At 63.9% G+C, this 18,613-nt stretch carries 17 protein-coding genes; 2 read left to right on the forward strand and 15 right to left on the reverse strand.

The annotated features are described in order from the left end of the window. Position 1: 1 nt before the first annotated feature. The 13 genes from C5F53_RS17345 to C5F53_RS17400 all read right to left on the reverse strand — a co-directional run bounded on the left by C5F53_RS17345 (position 2) and on the right by C5F53_RS17400 (position 13,755). A complete protein-coding gene (locus C5F53_RS17345; RefSeq protein ID WP_105262646.1) occupies positions 2 to 685 on the reverse strand; it encodes an ankyrin repeat domain-containing protein in 684 nt (227 codons plus the stop codon). A gap of 9 nt (positions 686 to 694) precedes the next feature. Beyond that, positions 695 to 1,192, reverse strand: coding sequence for a heme-binding protein (locus C5F53_RS17350; protein ID WP_105262647.1), 498 nt, complete (start codon positions 1,190 to 1,192; stop codon positions 695 to 697). 291 nt (positions 1,193 to 1,483) lie between these two features. Beyond that, complete coding sequence (locus tag C5F53_RS17355; RefSeq protein ID WP_146097388.1) at positions 1,484 to 1,942, reverse strand: hypothetical protein; 459 nt, start codon at positions 1,940 to 1,942, stop codon at positions 1,484 to 1,486. 151 nt (positions 1,943 to 2,093) lie between these two features. Then, entirely contained in the window at positions 2,094 to 2,507 is a 414-nt protein-coding gene (locus C5F53_RS20175) for a hypothetical protein (protein WP_146097389.1), read from the reverse strand. An 8-nt stretch (positions 2,508 to 2,515) separates the two neighbouring features. Continuing rightward, entirely contained in the window at positions 2,516 to 3,184 is a 669-nt protein-coding gene (locus tag C5F53_RS17360) for a hypothetical protein (RefSeq protein WP_105262649.1), read from the reverse strand. 241 nt (positions 3,185 to 3,425) lie between these two features. After that, positions 3,426 to 4,058 (reverse strand): response regulator transcription factor, encoded by a 633-nt coding sequence (locus tag C5F53_RS17365; RefSeq protein ID WP_094477666.1) that lies wholly within the window; start codon positions 4,056 to 4,058, stop codon positions 3,426 to 3,428. Continuing rightward, positions 4,055 to 5,566, reverse strand: a complete 1,512-nt coding sequence (locus tag C5F53_RS17370) for an ATP-binding protein (RefSeq protein WP_105262650.1) — start codon at positions 5,564 to 5,566, stop codon at positions 4,055 to 4,057. The genes C5F53_RS17365 and C5F53_RS17370 overlap by 4 nt, the downstream gene beginning before the upstream one ends. 27 nt (positions 5,567 to 5,593) lie before the next feature. After that, entirely contained in the window at positions 5,594 to 7,207 is a 1,614-nt protein-coding gene (locus C5F53_RS17375) for a sensor domain-containing diguanylate cyclase (RefSeq protein WP_105262651.1), read from the reverse strand. A 153-nt stretch (positions 7,208 to 7,360) separates the two neighbouring features. Continuing rightward, positions 7,361 to 7,636, reverse strand: a complete 276-nt coding sequence (locus C5F53_RS17380; RefSeq protein ID WP_105262652.1) for a hypothetical protein — start codon at positions 7,634 to 7,636, stop codon at positions 7,361 to 7,363. 33 nt (positions 7,637 to 7,669) lie between these two features. Beyond that, a complete protein-coding gene (locus tag C5F53_RS17385) occupies positions 7,670 to 8,599 on the reverse strand; it encodes a glycosyl hydrolase (protein WP_105262653.1) in 930 nt (309 codons plus the stop codon). Continuing rightward, complete coding sequence (locus tag C5F53_RS17390) at positions 8,596 to 11,454, reverse strand: di-heme oxidoredictase family protein (protein WP_236635424.1); 2,859 nt, start codon at positions 11,452 to 11,454, stop codon at positions 8,596 to 8,598. Before C5F53_RS17390 ends, C5F53_RS17385 begins: the two co-directional genes overlap by 4 nt. A 210-nt stretch (positions 11,455 to 11,664) precedes the next feature. Continuing rightward, a complete protein-coding gene (locus C5F53_RS17395) occupies positions 11,665 to 12,318 on the reverse strand; it encodes a Crp/Fnr family transcriptional regulator (protein WP_236635425.1) in 654 nt (217 codons plus the stop codon). Between the two features lie 72 nt (positions 12,319 to 12,390). After that, a complete protein-coding gene (locus tag C5F53_RS17400) occupies positions 12,391 to 13,755 on the reverse strand; it encodes a glycerate kinase (RefSeq protein WP_105262759.1) in 1,365 nt (454 codons plus the stop codon). Positions 13,756 to 13,937: 182 nt separating this feature from the next. Here C5F53_RS17400 and C5F53_RS17405 point away from each other — a divergent pair, with 182 nt between their 5' ends. Further along, a complete protein-coding gene (locus tag C5F53_RS17405) occupies positions 13,938 to 15,389 on the forward strand; it encodes an 8-oxoguanine deaminase (RefSeq protein WP_105262655.1) in 1,452 nt (483 codons plus the stop codon). A 114-nt stretch (positions 15,390 to 15,503) separates the two neighbouring features. On the opposite strand, the gene gudD is transcribed toward C5F53_RS17405, so the two are convergent. Further along, on the reverse strand, positions 15,504 to 16,856 hold the full coding sequence (gene gudD, locus C5F53_RS17410) for a glucarate dehydratase (RefSeq protein WP_105262656.1): 1,353 nt from the start codon (positions 16,854 to 16,856) through the stop codon (positions 15,504 to 15,506). A gap of 61 nt (positions 16,857 to 16,917) precedes the next feature. After that, the gene (locus tag C5F53_RS17415; RefSeq protein ID WP_105262657.1) at positions 16,918 to 17,697 is read right to left on the reverse strand and encodes a FadR/GntR family transcriptional regulator; all 780 of its coding nucleotides are present in this window, start codon (positions 17,695 to 17,697) and stop codon (positions 16,918 to 16,920) included. 85 nt (positions 17,698 to 17,782) lie between these two features. Between C5F53_RS17415 and C5F53_RS17420 the strand changes: the two genes are divergently transcribed. Continuing rightward, positions 17,783 to 18,607, forward strand: a complete 825-nt coding sequence (locus C5F53_RS17420) for an NAD(P)-dependent oxidoreductase (RefSeq protein ID WP_105262658.1) — start codon at positions 17,783 to 17,785, stop codon at positions 18,605 to 18,607. The last annotated feature ends 6 nt before the right edge of the window (positions 18,608 to 18,613 follow it).

The raw sequence follows: 18,613 nt of genomic DNA on the forward strand, positions 1-18,613 counted from the left end.
CCTAAGGCCGCGCCTGCAGCAGCTGCACCATGGCCTGGTAACCCCGGGCCTGGGCCAGCTGCAGCGCGGTGTGGCCGCTGCGGTCGGTCAGCTTGGGGTTGGCCCCGGCTGCCAGCAGCTGGCGCACCACATCGGTGTGGCGCGCGCCACCATCCCCCAACACCACGGCCTCAATCAGCGCCGTCCAGTGCAAGTTGTTCACATGGTCCAGCGGCGCACCAGCAGCGATGAGCTGGTGCACCACACCCGCATGGCCCAGGTGCGCAGCGGCGATGAGTGCCGTGCCTTCGTAAGGGCTGGTTGTGTTCTTGGCGCTGGCACCCAGCTGCAGCAACAGGGCCAGCGTCTCTTCGTCATTCGCCACAGCCGCAATCGTCACCGGGTCGTACTGCTGGTATTCCATGGCATTCAGGTCGGCCCCGGCCGCCGCCAGCAAGCGAATCGCTTCACGCTGGCTGGCATAGGTGGCCACATGCAGCGGCGTGCGCTGCTGGGCGTCACGCACCTCCAGCGCCGGCTTGGCCGCCAGCAAGGTGCGCAGCTTGGCCACATCGCCGCGGTGCGCAGCACCCAGCAGGCCGGTGTACTGCGTGGCCTGGGCCGCGCTGGGCGCGACCTGCGCTTGGGCGGGGGCCAGCCCCAGCAGAGCCCAGGCGATGGCAATGGCAAAAAGACGCTGGCGCATGGCGATGCCTTACTTCAGCAGGTCAGCCACAGTGGCAATCGCCGCCACCGCGCACTGCTCGTCAAGGTGGCCGCCAGGTGCGCCGCCAATGCCCACAGCACCAATCACTTCATTACCCACCTTCACCGGCACACCGCCACCCACCAGCAGCATGCCCGGCAGGTACACCAGCGTGGCCGCAGCGGGGTTCTTCTGCGCGTTTTCCATCATGGCCAGTGTCGTGTTCTTGGCGGAAGCCGATGTGTAGGCCTTGGCGCGGCTGGCGTCCACGGTGTGGGGGCCGGCATTGTCGGCACGCTGCACAGCACGCACAGTGCCCGCGCGGTCCACCACGGTGGTGGTCACGGCATAACCCTTGTCTTGGCAGGAAGCCACAGCGGCCGTGGCAATGCGGTTGGCCAGCTCCAGCGACATATTGCGTTCGGTACGCACGCCTTCGGCTTGGGCGCCAGCGGCGGCCAACAGGGCGATGGAAGCAATGGCGAGGGCAGACAGGGACTTGTTCATACGGTTCTCCTAAAGGGTTTTAAGGGACGGCAGACTGTTGTTTGCCGTTGGGAGAACTGTAGAAAAAGGCGGCGTTGCGGGGTATTCGTAGGCTTACGCGCGGGGGTCCGTAGAAATACGGAGATGGGGTATGAATGTTCTGAAAGTGGCAGTCCAGATCCAAAGGGCGTCACAGCGCTACGCAGTCCGGACACAAGCAGCTTTTGGAAACAGATAGCGCGTGGAAAGTCGCAATTCAACCCTTCGCTCCAGCGAGCGGCTAAGCCGTCCGCTGGAGCGAAGGGTTGAACATCAAGACTGTGCCGCCGCTAAGATTGCTGGACCAGCAGCGACGGCGGCAGTGAAGATTTGACTAACCAATTGCTTCGCAGCATCTGTGGTGGCGCTCAGGGTGCCGGTTTTAAGCGCTGTCTTGATTTGTGACGCAAGTGCTGGCTTCTTGTCCAACGAATTGGGAATTTGACCCAGGACGGTCAGCCCCTTCATCGTTAGTTGAACCTGAAGAAACGCCGTGCCGTCCTGCCAATGATTCGAGTACTTCAGAAACCCCTCAGCCGCAAGAAACTTGACGGCTTCGAATGTTGGCTCAAGGTCGTTGAACGACGGCTCTAACGGAAGTGCTTCTGGGGTGGCAGCATCGGCAATCTCTGCCGTCTTCAGTTCAATTGGTACCGGAAATGCGTCATGAAGCCTATCCAACGTCACGAGAACGACGCGGTTGAAATGCTCGATATTCATTGGTGTGGTCATGGTTGACAATCCGTTTTGAGTAATGTTCGACGTGGGAGAGAAGGGCAACCGAAGCGACACGTAAGAAACAAAAATCGTAGCTTCTGACTACCCCTCTCGGCTATAGAGTCAGAGCGTTCTTTGCAACCAACGTCTAGTAAATCGCGCGCATTTACGGCAGCAAGTTTGACTTGCATAGAGAGACGGCCTGACCAGCGGTCAGGCCTAGTCCGTCATTGTCCGGATGAGACCAAGCCTGCACAAAACAAAGAGCGGTCTTCGCGGCATTAACTGTTCCACTGCACAGCGTGACAGCTTGTCCTGCTGTTAGCCCTAACCCCGGAGTGTCCTTACTCCCCCACACAATTTTGTAGCACTTCACAGGTTCGCTATCGGGTGCGCCACCCCTATTCCCCTTGACGTCATCTGCCATTGCAGGGGAGTTGGCCAACAGTAAACAGATGATCGGAATGAAGGAATATTTCATCAGTAAATACTCAGTTGTTGATGAGCCAGAACCTAGAAATGACCGGCAGACAGTAGGCGGATGAAAGCCCGCCGACAGAACGTCCAAGTCGGCTGTCATGTTAGAACTCATTCATCGATGACTGCGGTGCGCTTCACCGACATAGAGTGTTTGTGGCCCTCCACAATATTTGATTTTGTCCGAAACAGCAGCAGCAACACGGCCATCACCGTTGCCGCGGCGATGGCTGTGTGCTTTGGAGAAACGCCGGCTTTGGGATCGAAGGAGGGAAGGACAACCCAGATCAGGCACAACCAGATCAGCAAAGTAAAGAGGCTCACCCATTGGTTAATCTGTGAGACCGAGAACGGAGCAGGGCCTTCGATGGCGCGCGAGAGCAAATTGGCGTTCTTTGGCCGATGCAGGATGGTCTTGTAGAGAGGCCCCGTTATGCCGTCCTCAAGCATGTCCACGTGATTTTCCCAGTTCTCCTGCCAGTACTTGCTGCCTCTATTCGCAAGAAACCACGACAGAGAAAATATGAGGCCGACGCAGCCTATGACGAAAGCATTGAACGTCTTTTCGGCCACTGACATGTGCTCTGCTGCGAGAACAGCGAAGTAACCTGCGAAGGCGACAGTGATCAATGCCCAGAAATAGGTGGCACGCTGCCAGTACAGCCCAATTTCAAACTTTCGAATGTCCAGTGCGTGCTGAAGGGCGGCTTCAGTCTTCTTCGAATCGGGAGGCTGCCCCATTCCAAAGGACTGCTTGTATTGGTCTTCCTTGGTCCCCATCAGCGACTCCTATAAATATGAACGTAATGTGTGGAGTAAAAACCTGCTCAATAGACTAGAACTTGCCCAATATTCTGACCATCTCAACCCTCAGATATTGAGGTTCTAGCTTGGCTCTGCAGACCATGCACTGTCCATTTGCTCAGTAACAAAAATTCAGCAAATTTCCGCACGGTCTTTACATCTGATTCTGCCGCCCACATCCAGCCATTACCATCCCCCAATCGGGTGAATCTGCCCCTCACCCATCCCCCTCCTCCACCAACGCCGCATAGTGCCGAATCAAATGCGCCAGCGACGGTGCTTCTAGCTTCTCAAACAGGTTAGCGCGGTGCGTCTCCACCGTGCGGGGTGACACGGCCATGGCGCGGCCGATTTCCTTGTTGGTGAGGCCTTCGATGATGAGCCCCAGCACCTCGCGTTCGCGCTCGGTCAGGCCCGCGTAGCGCTGGCGTGCGGCCTGGTCGGCGGCGTGGCGCTGGCGAGATTTGACATGGCGGCGCACGGCCTGCTGCAGGGTGTCCAGCAGCAGCTCGTCGTTCACCGGTTTTTCCAGAAACTCGGCGGCACCGGCCTTGAAGGCGCGGCGGCACAGGTCTACCGTGCCGTGGCCGGTGAGCATGACGACGGGGTGGTCCACACCGGCGGCCTGCAGCTGCTCCAGCACGGCCAAGCCCGAGATGCCGGGCATGCGCATGTCCAGCACCACAGCGCCCAGGCTGTGGCGGTCGAACTCGGCCAGAAAGCGCTCGGGGTCGGCCCAGGGTTGCACGCGCAGGCCCACGGTGCTGATGAGCAGCGCCAGCGCGTCGCGCACGGCCTCGTCGTCGTCCACCAGGTGGATCAACGGGGACAGGGATTCGGCGGCGCTCATGCTTGCTCTCCTGCAGGCAGTTCCAGCACAAACACGGCGCCCGGTTGCGCCGGCGTGTAGCGGATGTGGCCCCCCATCTCGGCGGCCAGGGTTTCGCATAGGCTCAGGCCCAGCCCCAGGCCACCGGGGCGGCCGCTCACAAAGGGTTCAAACAGACGCTCGGCTAGCGCAGCCGGCACACCGGGACCGTTGTCTTGCACGCTCAGGCGCACGGTGGCGGGCGCCACGACCTCCACGGTCAGCGTGAGCACACGCGCCCTGCCCTGCACTTGCTCCAGCGCGCTCAGCGCGTTGATGACCAGGTTGTGCAGGATTTGCTCCAGCGCTACCGGGTCACCCAGCGCCAGCAGCGAGGTGGGGCCTTGCAGCTGCGCGGCCACGGTGCGTTTGCGGCATTCGGGTTCCAGCAGCTGCAGCACATCGCGCGCGGCCTGGGCCACGTCCACCGGCGTGGTGGTGCCGGTGTTGGGCCGCTCGATGGCGCGGCGCAGGCGGGCCACCACCTCGGCGGCGCGCCGGGCCTGCACCACGGTCTTGTCCATGGCGGCTTGGGCCTGGGCCACATCGGGCGGGTCGTCGGCCAGCAGGCGCACCGTGGCTTGGGTGGTGGCTAGCACGGCGGTGAGCGGCTGATTCAGCTCATGGGCCAGGCCGGCGGCCAACTCGCCCAGCGCATTGAGGCGCGACACCTGGCCCAGGCGAAGCAGCTCTTCGGCCCGCTGGCGCGCACGGCGCTGGCGCAGTGCACTGGCCAGTGCGGCCAGTGCCAGCGTCCACACCAGCAGGCCCAGGGCCAGCGGCCACCAGGGCAAGTCGCCCAGGGTGTAGTCGCGCTCCAACACCACGTCAAAGGGCTGGCTGGCAGCGGCCAGCTGTTTGCGGAAAGTGAAGCGGCGCAAGGCGCCATCGGACGTGTTGCCATGCAGGGCCCAGCGTGCGCTGCCCTGCTCCAGCCAAGCCGCGGTGTGGCGGGCGGCAGGTGCCTGCGGGTTATCGCCATAGGGCCAGTCGGCCCAGGGCACCATGAGGGGCAGGGACACTTCCAGCGCATAGGCTGCGGCCTGTGGGTCACTGCCCGCAGTGGGCGCCATCACCACCCAAAAGCGCGCATTGGGCAGGTCGGCCAGCGCCAGCTGGGGACTGCCCTTGCTCTGCTCGGCCGCCTGCAGGGCGGCAGACAAGGTGTCGTCGCCGGGCCAGGCCGCATCCCCCACGCGCCGCCACATGCGCAAGAACTGTGGGTAGATGGCGGGCAGGCGGGCATCCAGCGCGGGCTGCATCAGGACCAGGGTGGCCAGCACCGCTTCGTGCTGCACCGCGCGCTGAGACAGCAGGCGGTGGGCAATGCGGGCATCGGTCTCAAAGGCTTCGCGGCTGCGCTCCATCGACTGCCAAACCAGCCAGCCGCCGCCCAGCAACACGCCCAACACCCAGGCAGTCAGCCAAACAGCGCGCGATTGCCGCTGCAAAAAGGTCTGAAATCCGGGGGACAGTGAAATGGCGCGCATGGAAAATTCTGGCACAGCCAGGGCGCCCTACTGGGACCGGGTGTAAAACTGCACGCCGTTGCGGCCAGCGGTCTTGGCCTGGTACATGGCGAAGTCGGCCGCACTCAGCAGGGTATTGAGCTCCGTACCGTCCTGCGGAAAACAGCTCACCCCGATACTGGCCGTCACACGCACCACGTGGGCTCCCAAATGGTAGTCGGGGCGCAAAACGCTGAGCACCTTGTCGGCCATGCGGTGGGTGTCGTCGTGTCCCTCCACCAGCACCACAAACTCGTCGCCACCCAGGCGGGCCACCAGGTCGCCTTCGCGCACGCAGTCCTGAATACGCTGTGCCACCTGCCGCAGCAACAGGTCGCCCATGTCGTGGCCCAGGTCGTCGTTGATGGCCTTGAAATGGTCCAGGTCGATGAAGAGCAGCGAGCTCATGCCGCCGCTGCGTTCCATGCGGTGCAGGCTGCGTTTGAGCGCATCCATAAACATGGCGCGGTTGGGCAGGCCGGTCAGGGCATCGTGGTAGGCGCGGTAGCGCAATTCGTCGTTCGCACGCTTGCGTTCATCCACGTTGAGCAGTGCCGTCATCACGCAGGCATGCCCCTCGTAGCGGATGCTTTGCGACGAATACAGCCCCCAGAAGGGCTTGCCATTGGCATCCTGCAGCAAAAGCTCCAGGTCGCTGACGCTGCCAGTGGCATCCAGGGCGGCGATCAACCGGTCCCGGTCTGCCGCGTTGACATAAAAGTCGCGGGGGCGCAGGCGCTCCAACGGTGTGGTGCCAAAGCGAAACTGCTGGCGTGCATGGTCGTTCACATAGAGCACGCGTTCATCGGCCAGGCGCACGATGACGATGGGCAAGGGGGCAAACTGCAGCACACTTTTGAGCTGCTCCTCGCCCTTGCGCAGCACCTCCTGCGTGAGCTCGAACTGCAGCAACAAGCGCCGCGAGAACAGGTAGGCCAGCGTAAGCATGAGCAGCACGGTGACAAACATGGCCACCAAAATGATCTGGGTGTATTTGCGTGCGGCCTCGCCCAGCGTGTACGAAAAACGATCTTCCAGTGGAGTGAGGGCATCGTTGATCGCGTGCAGCTGCAGCAGAAACTCCCGCGCCTGCGCGGGTGGCAGCGGGCCAGCCAGAATGGCCGCGTGGATGCGCGCGCCCACCAACGTCAGCTCCTCAATATGGTGGTCTGCGGCGGCCCAAATCGTGATGGCTTTGTCGATATCGGGCAGTTTGCGAAAGCGCCGAAACAGAAACACCATGCCGTCGATATCGTCCGGGTGGTTGCGGCCCTGCAAAAAACCGTCGCGGGCAATGTTCAGGTCGGGCTCGGGTTTCTCCAGCTCGATGCGGGCCTGCCGGTCGCCGGTGTTGACGGCCAGCGCAGCCAGGTAGGCGCTGTAATCGGCTTCGTTGGCGTAGAGGGTGTAGCGGGTCAGGGCGTAGATGGCGTCCTTTTGTCCCTTGGACCACAGGCCCTCGCCTTCTACATACGCACGCACCGCCGAAAGCAGGCGAATGCTGAGGTAGGTCAGCACCAAGAGCCCCACCACCACGCCCACAAAGATCCACACCACGGCAAACAGCCGTCTGCGCTTTGTGACGGGCAAGACTGGGGCTGAAAGGTCAGCCACAGGGGTCATTTGCACCTCCCCAAGAAGGAATGCCGCTATGTACTTATGAATGCATTGGCATGCTTGGTACCACTATACGCGAGGACCTCCCCACAAGGCCAAGGCCCGGTGTAGCGGGCTTTACACGGCCGCGGTGGAGCTCACCCGGCCAGGCACAAGCGCTTACTGGTCTTTGTTGGTGATGATGCGGTCGGTCTTGCGGGGTCGGCCGGCGCGGCCGGCTTTGGACCAGTCGTAGTCTTGCCCGTCCGGGGTCTTGCCGTCGGCCACAGTGTCTACGCCGGGCTTGCCAGCGTTCTGTGGGTTTTCACTGACCATGGTGACGAAGGTGTACCCGGCGTCGCGTTTCTGTTTGGTGATCTGCAGGGCCTGCACGATCGCCTCAGCCTCCAGGCCATGCGCGTGGCCAGTTTCGTCGGTCCAGTAAATCTTGAACATGGTGCTCTTGCAGGTAGTCGGGATGCAAGTAGCCTAACCCACCGGCAGGCTCACGTAGTGCCGCCCCAAATCGGTGAGCTGGCCATCCAGCCCCAGCAGGGTGGTGAACTTGTCGTTCAAATCGGCACCGCCTCGCCCGGTAAACCACGCATACCGAAACACATCTGCGCGCGATTCGCACAGGGCCACCATCTCGGTCATTTGCGTCTTTTGCTTGTCAAATGAGTCGATGGCGGCGCTGCCATCGCCCACATGCCAGTTGGCCATTTCGGTGATCCAGAACGGCTTGTTGTACTTGGCCAGGCGGTCCAGCTGGGCCTTGAGGCCATAGTCGTACCAGTGGAAGCCCAAGTAGTCGATCTGCGGATCGCGGTTGCCGTTGGCGGCGCGGTAGGCTTGGTAGAAGGCGTCCAGCCAGGCAATGGGGTCGTTGTAACCGGTGTTGCCCCAGGTCATTTGGGGCCCGACGATCTTCACGCCGGTATTCGTTGCAATCTGCTCGATGCGGGGCCACAGGTCGGCCGCCTGCTGCGGGGTGCGGGTGGCCTGGCCGTTCAGGTTGGGCTCGTTGAGCGCCAGCAGGTAGCCCATCTGCGGGTTGGCCTGCAGCATGGCCGTGACGGCTGCATCGTTGAAGTTTTCGTTCCACACCATGGGCATGAAGTCCATGGCATAACGGGTGCGCAGCGCGCTGGCGGTGCCGCCCTTGGGCGTGTCGGACCAGTTGTACCACCAGGCCACACCCGGGGCCAGCGCCGCAAAATCCGCCGCGCTGCTGAGGTCGTAGGCAATGCCACGCTTGGCACTTTTGGTGCTAGCAGGCGCGGCACTGGCGGATGACGGGGCGGGGGTGTCCCCATCGCCCCCGCCGCCACAGGCGCTCACCAGGGCACTAGCCGCCGCCAGCAGCAGCCGGCGCCGCTGCGGCCCCTTGGCGGGCAGGGGTGCATCAGGCGAACTCATAGCGACTTCAGGAAGGCCAGCAAGGCCTGGCGGTCTGCCGTCGGGAGTGCGGCAAACCGGTTGCGCGCTGCCAGTGCCTCGCCACCGTGCCACATCACCGCCTCAGTCAGGTTGCGGGCGCGGCCGTCGTGCAGGTAACCCACTTTGTTGGCATCGCCCATCACCCGCTCGGTGTAGCCAATGCCCCAGAGCGGCGCGGTGCGCCACAGGCTGCCGGTGGCGCGGCTTTCGGTGTAGTCGTCCGCCAGGCCTGCGCCCATGTCGTGCAAAAGCAGGTCGGTGTAGGGCTTGATGGTCTGGTTGCGCAGTTCGTCCATCAGGTGGCCCGCGCCGGTTTTCATCTCGGTGGTGTGGCAGGCGGAGCAGCGCATGGTGTTGAACAGCGCCGCGCCCCGCACCACTTGTGTGGGGTTGACATCCAGGTCTTTGAGGGGCGCCACGCCCTTGGGAAACCCACTGGTCAAACTGCGTTGCGCGGGCACCGCCAGCAGTTGCAGGTACTGCGTGATCTTGACCAGCTCGGCTTCGGTGATGCCTTTGTCGGGCGTGGCGGTTTTGCAGTTTTTGGGCCCGGCCAAGCACTCGCGGCTGGGGTACACCGGCGAGGTGACCGACATATCGGCCAAGAGTGCCGAGGCGGCCTGGTGGCGCAGGCTGAACTTGCCCGCCTTCCAGCCAAAACGGCCCAGCCGCACATTGCCGGTTTCCGGGTCAAACACAAAGTTGGCCCGCCCCATCACACCGTCCTGGTCGGGCGTGGTGCGTACGCGGGCCAAGATGTCCGCCTCCGGCACTGCTTCCAGCAGGCCGGTGCCAATCATCGGCTGGGCCGCCCGCAGTGACACCACCGCGGGCTCGGGGCCGTCAAAGGACAGCACGGGTTGGCGCAACTCCACCAAGGTCCCGTCGGCCAGGTTCATGTTTTGGACACGAAACTCTTTCACGCGCACGCTGTTGCCCCAGTCTTGTGGCGTCTGCCCCTGCGACAAGGCGTTCATCTGCACCGCCGTGCCATACCGCGTATCAGGCACTTGTTTGCCATTGGCATCCAGCATGGCGGTGCGCACCGCCATGGTGTCCAGGCGCTGGTTGATGGCCGAGGGCGCGGGGCTGCGCCCATTGCCCACGTGGCAGGCAAAGCAATTGGTCTGGTTAAAACGCGGACCCAGCAGGCCCACCGCAGGCAGGTAACGGTCGTTGCCGGCCTCGGTGTGGCTGCCGTTGAGCATGTTGGTGTGGATCAGCTGGCGCCCTTCTACAAAGCGCTGCATGTTCTGCATGCCAATGTTGTTTTGCTGCTGCTGAAAAATCCAACGGCCGTTGTCCGCGTAGTCGTACGACACCGAACCGATGCCGCCTTGCAGGGTCTCGTCCGGCAAGGGTGCATTCATCAGCCGGGGCTGCACGCCGTACCAGGGGCGCAGGCCCTTGCCCATCACATAGGTCACCTCGGTGGTGTAGTAACGCTTGCCACCGGTGTCGCCCAGGGCGGCCATGACTTCGGTGGTGGAGAAGAAGGAGCCCGTGAACTCGATGACATCGCCCAGCACCAGCGAACGGGCCGGAATGTTTTTGCCCGTAGGGACCATGACGCCATTGGCGTCTGGCAATAGCTGGGTGTGGCCGGGGTAGGTGCTCAGCGTCACGCTGCAACCGTCGTTGAGTCCGCTGTCGTTGCGCAGCTTGCCGTTTTGCGGCTTGGGCACTACCGGGCAGCTGGCAACCCCGGTGTTGTACAGCTTGTCATTCACCAGTTGGCCTGCGCTCATCCAGCCGTAGCCCAGCACACCGGGTCGGTCAAAGCCACGGAAGAAGGAGTGGCCACCGGCCAGCTGCGCCTGTTGAAAGTATTGGTTGATTCGCAGCGTGGGCTTGGTGACACCGGCCACATTGCTGTTGTCGATGATCTCGGTGCCCCAGGTGCGGTTCTTGAAGTAATTGGGCACAAAACTCAGGTAGTTGCCAGGCCCCTTGTCCACGGGGTTGCCGGAGGCGTCCACCGTTTCGTTGGTGCCGTAGCCAATCTCTGCCCATTCCTCGCCGCGCTCGCGGCCATGGCGGCCCCGGCCCACAAAACCAAAACGCGTGACCAACGTGCCATCGGGCAAGGTGAAGCGGGTGGATTCGAGCGGCTCTTGCGTAGCAGGCAGCAAGGCCACATGGGGCACGCCGTCGGCGGGCGTAGCCAACTCCGAGGTGGCCAGGGTCGGCATGGTGTTGTCGCTGCCCGGTGTCTTGAACTCCCATTCGTACAACGAGTACCCGTAGTCCGTGCCCCGCTTGACACCTTGCATGCGGTAGTAACGCGCATCTGCACCCAGGTTGAAATACTCTTCCGCACCGCCCTTGCCGGTGGTCACCGTGCGCAGGGTCTTCCAGGCCACGCCGTCGTCAGACGCCTGCAGCAGGTACTCCTTGCCATAGGCGTTTTCCCAGACCAGCTTCATGTAACCAATCTGCGTTTTCTTGCCAAAGTCGAACTGCAGCCAGGACTTTTCATCCTTGCTGCTGGCCCAGCGCGTCTTCAGGTCACCATCAAAAGCATTTTTGGCGGGCATGCCGCCGTTTTCGAGCTCAGACGACGAACCCGCGGTTGGCTTGACCGCCAAACCGGGGCTGCGCATGTCCACCGGCCTGGGGGGAATGGTGACGGGCACCGCATTGGGGTCATCCACCGGTGCGTTGCTCAGGTCCTCTGCGGGAGGCGGCGCAGCGTCAAACCCGGAACCCGGCCTGACCACAGCGGCCGGCGTGGGCGTGTCGTTGCCGCCCTCCCCCTCACCACCGCCGCAAGCGGCCAGTGCCAGGGTCGCGCCCAGCAGGACGGCCCAACCCGAAATTGTGTGTTGGCTCACAGGTGCTTCTCATAGGGGGCCTGCTGCTTCATGACCAGGAGGCGGTGTTGTGTCGATCACCGCCGGCTGTTGGGAGCAAGCCCCAGACCATGCATCTGCAGCGACAGTGGCGGCCATGCTAAGACGCCAATCCGCTTACACCTGAGTCAGGGGTGCAACATCGGTAATCAGTTGTAAGCCCGTATGCGCTGGGGGCGCTACGGTCTACGGCTAGACCCCCGCCAGGGACTGCAGGCCTGAAAGGTCCACCAGGTGCAAGGTGCGGCCCGAGCCACTGATGAGGCTGCGCTCGCGCAGGTTGCGCAGCACGCGAGACAGGGTCTCGGGGGCAATGCCCAACTGCGCGGCGATCAGGCGTTTGCGCTGTTGCAGTTGCACTGTACAGATGCCGTTGCCCGTGCGTTCGGCATGGTTCAGCAGCCATTCTGCGCAGCGGGCCTCGGCGTCTTTGGACAGGCGGCTCACGGCCAGCTCGGTCTGCTGGCGGTGGGCGTGGGCCACGTCGGCCAACACGCTGGCAACCGGGTTGCGGGCCTCAGCCAGCGCGGCTTGAAAGGTGGCCAGCGGCACGGCACGCAGTTGCACCTCGGTCTCGGCCACGGCGTCCATGGCGGCGGGCAGGTTCAATACGGCGGCGGTCGCGTCCAGCCACCCCGCTGTGGCTTGTGTTCCCAGCTGGTGCTCCAGCAAGGCACCTTGGGCGTCCACCCGGCCCAGCACACCCAGTAGCACCCGGCCCCGCTCCAGGTAGAACACCTGCGGCGCGGCCTCGCCACGGCGCAGCAAGCGCGTACCGGCAGGCCGTGTTTCCGTGGGGGGCGCCACCAACAAGGCGGCCATGGACAAAGGGGCAGGAACCAACATGGCAGCCACTGTGCCCCGGCCCCGTGCGCAAGACCTTGAGGCAGATCAACCTTTGCGCAAGGCGGACCGCCGTTACAGCACCAGCAAGGCCCGAAAGTCGTTGACGTTGGTGTGGGTGGGGCCGGTGGTGAACAGGTCGCCCAGGGGTTCAAAAAATCCCACGGCATCGTTGCGGTCCAGACAGTCGGCCAGCGACACCCCGGCGGCAGTGGCACGCGCCAGTGTGTCGGGCGCCACCAGGGCACCGGCGTTGTCTTCCACGCCGTCAATGCCATCGGTGTCCGCGGCCAGCGCCCACACGCCGGCCTGGCCTTGCAGGGCCTGGGCCAGGCCCAGGCAAAACTCACCCGCCCGCCCGCCCCGGCCCTTGGCGGCACCTTCGCGGCGCGGGCGCACGGTGACCGTGGTTTCACCCCCGCTCAGGATCACGCAGGGTTTGGCAAACGGCTGCTGCCCAGATGCAGGGCGCTGCGCGGCCGTACGTGCCAATGCGGCGTGCACCTTGCCCACTTCACGCGATTCGCCCTCCAGCTCGTCGCTCAGCACATAGGCATTCATGCCCATGGCACGCGCCGCATCTGCCGCCGCCTGCAGCGACTGCTGAGGCGTAGCAATCAGGTGCACGGTGTTGCGGGCAAACACCGGGTCGCCGGGTTTGGGCGTCTCCAGGGTGCCAGTTTCCAGTTTTTTTAGTATCGAATCGAGCTCCAGCCCCGATGCATGTTGCGCGAGGCGCTTCAATATTGATAGCGCATCAGCGCAGGTGGTGGGGTCCGGCACCGTGGGGCCACTGGCAATGACGCTGGGGTCGTCGCCCGGCACGTCGCTGATGAGCAGTGTCACCACCTGGGCCGGGTAACAGGCCGCCGCCAGGCGCCCGCCCTTGATGGCGGAGAGGTGCTTGCGCACGCAGTTCATCTCTTGAATGCCGGCGCCGCTCTCCAGCAGCATCTTGTTGATGCGCTGTTTGTCCTGCAGCGTGATGCCGCCACCGGCCCACTGCGCAGGCAGGGTCAGCAGCGAGGAGCCACCGCCCGAGATCAGGCAGATCACCAGGTCGTCCTCGGTCAGGCCCTGGGGCAACGCCAGAATGCGCTGCGCAGCGGCTAGGCCTGCGGCATCGGGCACGGGGTGGGCGGCTTCGACCACCTCAATGCGCTGGGGCGCGGCATCTGCAGGCCGTGGCGGCGTGTGGCCATAACGCGTGACCACCAGGCCGCTCATCGGTGCGTCTTGCGGCCAGAGCGCGTCCAGCGCATGGGCCATGGCGCCACCGGCCTTGCCGGCGCCCAGCACCAGGGTGCGGCCCTTGGGCACGGGCGGCAAAAAACCCGCCAGCGTGTGGGCGGGCAGCGCCTGGCGCACGGCGGCCCAGTAGAGCTGGGTCAGCACGTCGCGCGGGGCCAGGTCGGAGAAGTGGATGGCTTGGTTTGGCATGGTCATCGCTTTATTTTGAAGGAACTGGGGCAAAATCCACAGGCGCTTAGCGCAAGCACAGCCCGGGATGCTCGGCAACGTGGTGCTCGCCTCTGGCGGCCGGTCTGGCCCGCCAGCGGGATTCGGCCTCGGCAGGACCCACCCTTGCAGGTGGAAGACTTGTTTGACGGAGAGACTCTGACATGGGCACTTTGCTGATCCACAACGCGCGGGCTATCGCCACATTCGACAGTGCGGACCCGGCGCAATCCACCGAGCTGCGCAGCGCATCCATCTATATCGAAGGCAACCGCATCGCCTTCATCGGCGCCACCGCCGACCTGCCACCGCAGGCCTTGCAGGCCGACGAGGTGATCGACGCCTGCCACCACCTGGTCACGCCGGGCCTGGTCAACACGCACCACCATATGTACCAGTCGCTCACCCGGGCGATTCCCGAGGTGCAAAACGCCGAGCTGTTTGGCTGGCTGCGCGGCCTGTACCCGATCTGGGCGGGGCTGACGCCCGAGATGGTGCAAGTGAGCACGCAGATTGCCATGGCTGAGCTGCTGCTGAGTGGCTGCACGACGAGCAGCGACCACCTCTACATCTACCCCAACGGCGTGCGGCTGGACGACAGCATTGAAGCGGCGGCCGAGATTGGCATGCGTTTTGTGGCCACGCGCGGCAGCATGAGCGTGGGGCAAAGCCAAGGCGGCCTGCCGCCGGACCGCGTGGTGGAACGCGAGGACTTCATTCTTAAGGACACACAGCGCCTGATCGAGCAGTACCACGACGCGTCGTTTGGGTCCATGCTCAACGTGGCGGTGGCGCCCTGCTCGCCTTTCAGCGTGAGCCGCGACCTGATGCGTGAGTCGGCGCTGCTGGCGCGCCAGTACGGCGCACGCCTGCACACCCACCTGGCCGAGAACGACCACGACCTGGCCTACAGCCGCGAAAAATTTGGTTGCACGCCCACGCAGTACGCACAAGACCTGGGCTGGCTGGGCCACGACGTGTGGCACGCCCACTGCGTGAAGCTGGACGACGCGGGCATCAGCCTGTTTGCCGCCAGCCGCACCGGCGTGGCGCACTGCCCGTGCAGCAATATGCGCCTGGCCAGCGGCATTGCGCCGGTGCGCAAGATGCTCAACGCCGGTGTGCCCGTAGGCCTGGGTGTGGACGGCAGTGCCAGCAACGACGCGGCGCACATGCTCAACGAAGCGCGCCAGGCGCTGCTGCTGGCCCGCGTGGGGCGCGCCATGCAGCCGCCCGAAGAGCGCCTGCTGCCCAACGGTGAACGCAAAACCTTCTTTGGTTGCGACCTGGGTCCGGCCGAGATGACGGTGCGTGATGCGCTGGGCGTAGCCACGCGCGGCGGCGCGCAGGTGCTGGGCCGTGCGGACATCGGCCACCTGGCCGTGGGCATGTGCGCCGACCTGGTGCTGTGGGACCTGGACACGCTGGGCTTTGCCGGCGGCGCTGTGCACGACCCGGTGGGCAGCCTGCTGCTGTGTGCCAGCCCGCAGGCAGACACCACCGTCGTCAACGGCAAAGTGGTGGTGCGCGAGGGGCATCTGGAGAGCATAGACTTGGGCCCGCTGATGGAGCGCCACAACCGGCTGGCGCTGCAGCTGGCCGAGGGTGCGCGCTAACTTCTGCACATCCCCAGCCTCGCAAACGCTCCTAAAAAAGGAGCTGTTCACGCAGTGTCCGCGGGTGCTAGAGGCCAATTTGGCTTAAAAATCAGAGTCAACGGCCCGCTGGCTTTAGCGCACCAGGCAGGGGCTCTTGGGGTCGAACTTCCAGCCGGGAATCAGGTACTGCATGGCCATCGCGTCGTTGCGCGCGCCCAGGCCGTGTTGCAGGTAGAGCTGGTGCGCTTTCTCCACTTCCGCCATGTCCAGTTCCACGCCCAAGCCAGGCGTGGTGGGCACGGCAATCTGTCCGCCCACGATTTGCAGCGGTGCCTTGGTCAGGCGCTGGCCGTCTTGCCAAATCCAGTGCGTGTCAATGGCCGTGACCTTGCCGGGCGCGGCAGCCGCCACATGCGTGAACATGGCCAGCGAGATGTCGAAGTGGTTATTGGAATGCGAACCCCAGGTCAGGCCCCAGGTCTGGCAGGTTTGCGCCACGCGCACCGAACCCTGCATGGTCCAGAAGTGCGGGTCGGCCAGCGGAATGTCCACCGACTGCAGTGCCAGCGAATGCGCGAGTTCGCGCCAGTCGGTGGCCACCATGTTGGTCGCGGTGAGCAAACCGGTGGCGCGGCGGAATTCGGCCAGCACCTCGCGGCCCGAGAACACGCCTTCGGCACCACAGGGATCTTCGGCATAGGCCAGCACATCGTGCTGGTCGCGGCACAGGCGGATGGCGTCTTTGAGCAGCCAACCGCCGTTCGGGTCCAGCGTGATGCGGGCTTTGGGGAAACGTTGGTGCAGCGCCGTCACGGCCTCGATTTCTTCCTCGCCGCGCAGCACGCCGCCCTTGAGTTTGAAGTCCTGGAAGCCATAACGCGCATGCGCGGCTTCGGCCAGGCGCACCACGCCCTCGGCGTCCATGGCTTTTTCGTGGCGCAGCCGCTTCCAGTCGTCGGCCTGGTCGGGCTCACTGACATAGGGCAGATCGGTGGCATTGCGGTCACCGACGTAGAACAGGTAACCCAGCACGGCCACACTGTCACGCTGCTGGCCATCGCCCAAAAGGGCCGCTACGGGCACGTTCAAGAACTTGCCCAGCAAATCGAGCAATGCACTCTCCACCGCCGTGACGGCGTGGATGGCCACGCGCAGGTCAAAGGTTTGCAGGCCACGGCCTTCGCTGTCGCGGGCGGCAAAAGCCTCGCGCATACGGTTGAGGATGGCGTTGTAGTTGCCGATGGGCTGGCCCACCACCAAGGGGGCCGCGTCTTCCAGGGTCTGGCGAATCTTCTCGCCGCCAGGCACTTCGCCCACGCCGGTGTTACCGCTGCTGTCGGTCAGGATGACGATGTTGCGGGTGAAGAACGGCGCGTGGGCGCCGCTCAGGTTCATCAACATGCCGTCGTGGCCTGCGACAGGGATGACACGCAGTGCGGTGACGGTGGGTGCGCCATGCACGGCGCCAGACTGGGGGGTGGTCATGGATAAAGTCTCCTCAGTGAGGCACTCGACATGGCGCCTCTACATATCAGACATCATACAACTAAACCGCGTCGGGCTGGGACTTTCTGAGCCGGTCTTTGCTGTTGGCCAGGTGCGTGCGCATGGCCGCGCGGGCGGCATCGGCGTCCTGGTTGCGGATAGCGTTGAAGATGTATTCGTGCTCGCCGTGCACGCGGCGCAGATAGTTCAAGCGGCCCTCGGGCGCGCTGCTGGCGGTGTTGATGCGGGTGCGCGGAATGATCATGGTGCCCAGGTAGGTCATCAGATCGGCAAAGTGGCGGTTGCCAGTGGATTTGGCCACTTCCATATGGAAGCTGAAGTCCGAGGGCACGGCGTCGGAGTCTTCCAGAATCGAGGTCTGGAACGCATCGAGCATGGCCTGCATGGCTTGCAGATTGGCTTCGGTGCGGCGCTGGGCGGCCAGGCCGGCGGCCTCGGTCTCCAGCGAAATACGCAGCTCCAGCAGGGCAATCACGTCGGCCACGGTGGCAAAGTCCACGTCGGCAATCTGGAAGTTGCCACTGCTCTGCGGCGCCAGTGCAAAGGTGCCCACGCCATGGCGCGTTTCCACCAGGCGGTTGGCCTGCAGGCGCGAAATGGCCTCGCGCACCACGGTGCGGCTCACGTCAAAGCGGGCCATGATTTCGGATTCGGTGGGCAGTTTGGCGCCGGGCTGGATGGCCCCTTCGCGGATGCTGGCGGCCAGGTTTTCCACCACTTCATGGACCAGCCCGCGGGCGCGGCGCGGACGCGCCACATCCCCGGCATCGGTGGGTGACGGTTGCGCGACAGCGGCTCTAGGGGTTTGCACTAGGTCCATGGAAAAGCCCTTGACTCGGTTGGAACAGGTGTTGACAATTTAACACATCAGACAACATACAACTGACAAGACAGCGATACATTTCATGACAATCAAAGTACACCACACTTTGCTGATGACCGGCGCAGCCGGCGGCCTGGGCACCGCCATGCGCGACCGGCTCAAGGCCAATTGCGAGGTGTTGCGCCTCTCCGACCGCGCCGATTTTGGCCCCGCACGTGCAGGCGAGGAAATTGCCCTGGCCGACCTGGCCGATGCCGCCGCGGTAGACGCCATGGTGCAAGGCTGCCAGGCCATCGTGCACTTTGGCGGCATTTCGCTCGAAGGCCCGTTTGAGCCCATCCTGCAGGCCAACATCCTGGGCGTCTACAACCTGTACGAGGCCGCACGCAAGTTTGGCGTGAAACGTGTGGTGTTTGCCAGTTCCAACCATGTGACTGGTTTTTACAAACAAAGCGAAACCATCACGCTGGACCACCCTGCCCGCCCCGACAGCCTGTATGGCGTGAGCAAGGCCTTTGGTGAAGACCTCTCGCGCATGTACTTCGACCGCTACGGCATCGAGACTGCCTGCGTGCGCATTGGCTCCTCGTTTGCCGAGCCCCGGGACCGCCGCATGTTGGCCAGCTGGCTCAGCTTTGACGACCTGCACCGCCTGGTGACCGCCTGCCTGACCACCCCCGTGCTGGGGCACACCGCCATCTTTGGTATGTCGGATAACGCCGTGGCCTGGTACGACAACAGTGCCGCCCGCCATGTGGGTTATGTGCCGCAGGACAGCTCGGACCCGTTCCGCGAAGCCGTCTATGCCCGCACGCCCCAGCCGGACGTGACCGACCCCGCCGTGATTTACCAGGGCGGCGGCTTCTTGTTCCAGGGCGAACCCATGACCGCCCACAAGAGCAAGTAAGCCAGC

Origin of the sequence: Rhodoferax sp. TS-BS-61-7 (assembly GCF_002943465.1) — a bacterium.
In the GTDB taxonomy this organism is placed as follows: Bacteria; Pseudomonadota; Gammaproteobacteria; order Burkholderiales; family Burkholderiaceae_C; genus Allorhodoferax.

Excerpts from the sequence above, each read along its gene's own strand:
- C5F53_RS17345 (WP_105262646.1), bottom strand. The coding sequence starts at position 685 with ATGCGCCAGCGTCTTTTTGCCATTGCCATCGCCTGGGCTCTGCTGGGG.
- C5F53_RS17350 (WP_105262647.1), bottom strand. The coding sequence starts at position 1,192 with ATGAACAAGTCCCTGTCTGCCCTCGCCATTGCTTCCATCGCCCTGTTG.
- C5F53_RS17355 (WP_146097388.1), bottom strand. The coding sequence starts at position 1,942 with ATGACCACACCAATGAATATCGAGCATTTCAACCGCGTCGTTCTCGTG.
- C5F53_RS20175 (WP_146097389.1), bottom strand. The coding sequence starts at position 2,507 with ATGACAGCCGACTTGGACGTTCTGTCGGCGGGCTTTCATCCGCCTACT.
- C5F53_RS17360 (WP_105262649.1), bottom strand. The coding sequence starts at position 3,184 with ATGGGGACCAAGGAAGACCAATACAAGCAGTCCTTTGGAATGGGGCAG.
- C5F53_RS17365 (WP_094477666.1), bottom strand. The coding sequence starts at position 4,058 with ATGAGCGCCGCCGAATCCCTGTCCCCGTTGATCCACCTGGTGGACGAC.
- C5F53_RS17370 (WP_105262650.1), bottom strand. The coding sequence starts at position 5,566 with ATGCGCGCCATTTCACTGTCCCCCGGATTTCAGACCTTTTTGCAGCGG.
- C5F53_RS17375 (WP_105262651.1), bottom strand. The coding sequence starts at position 7,207 with ATGACCCCTGTGGCTGACCTTTCAGCCCCAGTCTTGCCCGTCACAAAG.
- C5F53_RS17380 (WP_105262652.1), bottom strand. The coding sequence starts at position 7,636 with ATGTTCAAGATTTACTGGACCGACGAAACTGGCCACGCGCATGGCCTG.
- C5F53_RS17385 (WP_105262653.1), bottom strand. The coding sequence starts at position 8,599 with ATGAGTTCGCCTGATGCACCCCTGCCCGCCAAGGGGCCGCAGCGGCGC.
- C5F53_RS17395 (WP_236635425.1), bottom strand. The coding sequence starts at position 12,318 with ATGTTGGTTCCTGCCCCTTTGTCCATGGCCGCCTTGTTGGTGGCGCCC.
- C5F53_RS17400 (WP_105262759.1), bottom strand. The coding sequence starts at position 13,755 with ATGCCAAACCAAGCCATCCACTTCTCCGACCTGGCCCCGCGCGACGTG.
- C5F53_RS17405 (WP_105262655.1), top strand. The coding sequence starts at position 13,938 with ATGGGCACTTTGCTGATCCACAACGCGCGGGCTATCGCCACATTCGAC.
- gudD (WP_105262656.1), bottom strand. The coding sequence starts at position 16,856 with ATGACCACCCCCCAGTCTGGCGCCGTGCATGGCGCACCCACCGTCACC.
- C5F53_RS17415 (WP_105262657.1), bottom strand. The coding sequence starts at position 17,697 with ATGGACCTAGTGCAAACCCCTAGAGCCGCTGTCGCGCAACCGTCACCC.
- C5F53_RS17420 (WP_105262658.1), top strand. The coding sequence starts at position 17,783 with ATGACAATCAAAGTACACCACACTTTGCTGATGACCGGCGCAGCCGGC.